This is a genomic window from Mesorhizobium sp. WSM3224 (genome assembly GCF_000427725.1).
In the GTDB taxonomy this organism is placed as follows: domain Bacteria; phylum Pseudomonadota; class Alphaproteobacteria; order Rhizobiales; family Rhizobiaceae; genus Mesorhizobium.
The window spans coordinates 1-3596 of record NZ_ATYO01000064.1 but is presented as its reverse complement, the minus strand read 5'-3'; the positions used below and the strand labels follow the sequence as shown (position 1 = coordinate 3596).

The window sequence follows — 3596 nt, the reverse complement described above, 5'->3', positions numbered from 1 at the left end:
GAAACTCGCTATCATCGCCGTCGCAAGGAAGCTCCTCGTCGTCCTCAACGCTGTCATCCGGGATAAAATCGCATTCGCATGAACACAGTTGCCATTCCGTGACTTTAATCGTAGGTGCTGCGGGGCAGATTCTGCACCGTGGCAACGCCTCAACTTCACGGAATGGATTCTATGGTCTGCGTCGCGTCGCTTCGCTCCTTGCTCCGCCATAGAATGACGAAGCGAGAGGGAGGGGCGTTCAGGCCAATCGCCCACAGTGCGCACTCTAAGCCTGTCCAAAGCGCTTGTTGGGCCAGTCGCTTTTGGCTTGCCGGCCCGCGGCGATTGCCGCAGAAGGTAGACGTCTATCTTCCTTCGGTCCGACCTTGAGCGTTCCCAAAAATCAAGACGACAGCGCAACGCCGCCCGCGGCGATGCTTTTGATGCTTTGCGTCTATGTCTGCTTCACCTTTCTCGACACCTCCAGCAAGTATCTGGTGCTGGCCGGCGTCTCGGCGCTGATCGTCGCCTGGACCCGCTTCACCGTCCACGTGCTGCTTGTCGGCGTCTTCCTGCGCGGCTGGCGCGAGCCGTCACGCTTTCGCGCCAACAACCTCCCGGCGCATATATTGCGTGGCTGCCTGCTTTTGGGCTCGACCATGTTCAACATCCTGGCTCTGCGCACGCTGCAGCTCGCCGAAACCACCTCGATCTATTTCTTCGGCCCGATGGTCATCACCGCGCTCGCCGGACCGCTGCTCGGCGAATGGGCCGGCTGGCGGCGCTGGCTGGCCATTCTGACGGGCTTTGTCGGCGTTCTTGTCATCACCCGGCCCGGCGTGGGCGTTTTCGGCATCGGCCATCTCTTCGCGCTCGGCTCGATGCTGTCGAACAGCTTCTACGTCATCATGACGCGGCGCATGTCGGCCTCGGAGACATCGGAAAGCCTGATCCTGTTTTCCGCCCTGGCGCCGTCCGTGCTGCTTGCCCCGATGCTGGTATTTTCACACGCTCTGCCGCATGGCGGCTTTCAATGGTTCGTGGTCCTGATGCTGGGCGTCTTCGGCGCCGGCGGCCACTATTTGCTGGTCCGGGCCTATCGTCTGGCCACCACGACGCAGCTCGCGCCTTATCCCTATTCGCAGATGGTCTGGATGATCATTTCGGGCTGGCTGATCTTCCATCAGTTCCCGGACCGCTGGACGCTGCTTGGCGCCGCCATCATCGTTGCCAGCGGGCTCTATATCATCCACCGCGAGCATCGGCTTCGGCTGCGCAACTCCGCCTCGCTCGACACCGAGACCGAGTCGCTGGCGAAAAAACTTTGATTTGCTCCAAATCCGGTGGCATAAGGCCGCGTTTAAAAAATTTAAAGACGTGGTTCCGAGGACCCTGGAGCCGGATGATTTCAGGTCTGATCTGAAATCTCAATCCGGCTCTAAAATCAAAGAGATAGGGCATGATATTGTCCGAAAACCGCTTAATACTTTTCGGCATCATGCTCTAGGGAGCGAGGGGCGCTGGCACAGAAGATCAAGCTTTCGACGATCGCGGATGCGCTCGGCGTCTCCACGGCAACGGTATCGCTGGCGCTGCGCGACAGCCCGCTGGTGGCCGGCGCCACGCGCGAGCGCATTAAGGAACACGCCCGCGCCATCGGCTATATCTACAACCGCCGCGCGGCCTCGCTGCGCACCTCGCGCTCCGGCATCGTCGGGGTCGTCGTGCACGACATCATGAACCCGTTTTTCGCCGAGATCCTGCGCTCGATCGAAAGCGAGCTCGACCGCAGCCGCCAGACCTTCATCCTCTCCAACCACTACGACCAGCTCGAAAAGCAGCGCACCTTCATCGACACGCTGCTGCAGCTCGGCGCCGACGGCGTCATCATGTCGCCGGCCATCGGCACGCCGGCCGAGGACATCATCATGGCCGAGGAAAACGGCCTGCCGGCGGTGCTGATCGCACGCACCGTCGCTGGCGCCGACGTGCCGGTGTTCCGCGGCGACGATGCCTATGGCACGGCACTTGCCACCAACCATCTGATCTCGCTCGGCCACAAGCGCATCGCCATGGTCGGCGGCACCGATCAGACCTCGACCGGCCGCGACCGCTACCAGGGCTATCTCAACGCGATGGAGGCGGCCGGCCTGGAGGTGAAGCCGTCCTGGCGCATTCCCGGGCCGCGCACCAAGCAGGCGGGTTTCGAGGCCGCAGGACAGTTTTTGGCGCTGAAAGACAAGCCTACTGCCGCCTGCTGCTGGAATGATCTGGTCGCGATCGGGCTGATGAACGGCATCGCGCGCGCCGGCCTCGTGCCGGGCGTCGATATTTCCGTGACCGGCTATGACGATCTCGAGGAGGCGGCAATCGCGACACCGGCCCTGACCACGGTCTGGAACGGCCAGCGCGAGGTCGGCCGCCGCGCCGCCAGTGCCCTGCTCGACAAATTGAACGGGCAGGCTGTGCGGCCCTCGCAGGAACTGATCAAGCCGGAGCTGCATGTGCGGCAGTCGACCGGCAAGCCGGTGGAGCGTGCATGACTAAGGCCGAAGGAGATTTACCGGTCGCCATCCTGGTGCCGGGCAATTTCAACGACCATGCGATCGGCCGCATCGACAAGGCGTTCAAGCGTGTTCGGGTCGAACGCGCAGATCCGTCGCTGCTGACGGACGAGATGCGCAAGACCGTACGCGGGATTGCCTGTTTCGGCGGCATCGACGCCGCCGTGATCGACGCGTTGCCCAATCTCGAGATCATCGCCAATTTCGGCGTCGGCTATGATTCGGTCGACGCCCGCCATGCGGCGACGCGCGGCGTCATGGTCACCAACACGCCCGATGTGCTGACCGAGGAGGTCGCCGACACCACGATCGGCCTGCTGATCAACACCGTGCGCGAAATGTATGCCGCCGAGAAATGGCTGCGCGACGGCGACTGGGTGAAGAATGGCAATTATCGCCTGAGCCGGCTTACCTTGCGTGGCCGCCGCGTGGGCATTTTCGGCATGGGTCGCATCGGCCTCGCCGTAGCCCATCGCATTGAAGCCTTCGGCCTGCCGATCGCGTATCACAACCGCCGCAAGGTCGAAGGCCTGCCCTACGAATACCATGCCACTTTGAAAGGCCTCGCCGAAGCCGTCGACACGCTGATCTGCATCGCCCCGGGCGGCACCGCCACGGAGAAGGCGATCAACGCCGGGATCCTGTCGGCGCTGGGTTCGAACGGCGTCTTCGTCAACATCGGCCGCGGCTCGACGGTGGACGAGGCAGCCCTTGCCGCCGCCCTTAAGGACGGCACCATCGCAGCCGCCGGGCTCGATGTGTTTGCCGACGAACCGAATGTGCCGCAGGCCCTGCTTGACGCTCCCAACACCTCGCTTCTGCCGCATGTCGGCTCGGCTTCCGAGCATACGCGCCGTGCCATGGCCGACCTTTGCGTCGACAATCTGGTTTCCTGGTTCACCGAGCGCCGGCCGCTGACGTCCGTGCCGGAGACGATCAACGTCAAGCCGCGCGCCTGACTAAGGCCTGTTTACAGTCAGGATTCCCAAAGCGGCAGAAAATTGATTCAAGGCTGGAAATGGAGACCTAGCCTTTGATTCGATTGATGTTGAG

General features: G+C 62.6%; 3 protein-coding genes. All 3 read left to right on the top strand.

Going from position 1 to position 3596, the window contains the following annotated elements:
* Positions 1–422 precede the first annotated feature (422 nt).
* The 3 genes from YU3_RS0133770 to YU3_RS0133760 all read left to right on the top strand — a co-directional run bounded on the left by YU3_RS0133770 (position 423) and on the right by YU3_RS0133760 (position 3502).
* Entirely contained in the window at positions 423–1307 is an 885-nt protein-coding gene (locus YU3_RS0133770) for a DMT family transporter (protein ID WP_036260304.1), read from the top strand.
* Between the two features lie 192 nt (positions 1308–1499).
* Positions 1500–2522, top strand: coding sequence for a LacI family DNA-binding transcriptional regulator (locus YU3_RS0133765; RefSeq protein ID WP_051334212.1), 1023 nt, complete (start codon positions 1500–1502; stop codon positions 2520–2522).
* Positions 2519–3502: a 2-hydroxyacid dehydrogenase gene (locus tag YU3_RS0133760; protein WP_027170283.1), complete on the top strand. Its 984-nt coding sequence runs from the start codon at positions 2519–2521 to the stop codon at positions 3500–3502. The genes YU3_RS0133765 and YU3_RS0133760 overlap by 4 nt, the downstream gene beginning before the upstream one ends.
* Positions 3503–3596 lie beyond the last annotated feature (94 nt).

Bases quoted from the DNA above. Each gene is read 5' to 3' on its own strand.
- YU3_RS0133770 (WP_036260304.1), top strand. From the start codon at position 423: ATGCTTTGCGTCTATGTCTGCTTCACCTTTCTCGACACCTCCAGCAAG.
- YU3_RS0133760 (WP_027170283.1), top strand. From the start codon at position 2,519: ATGACTAAGGCCGAAGGAGATTTACCGGTCGCCATCCTGGTGCCGGGC.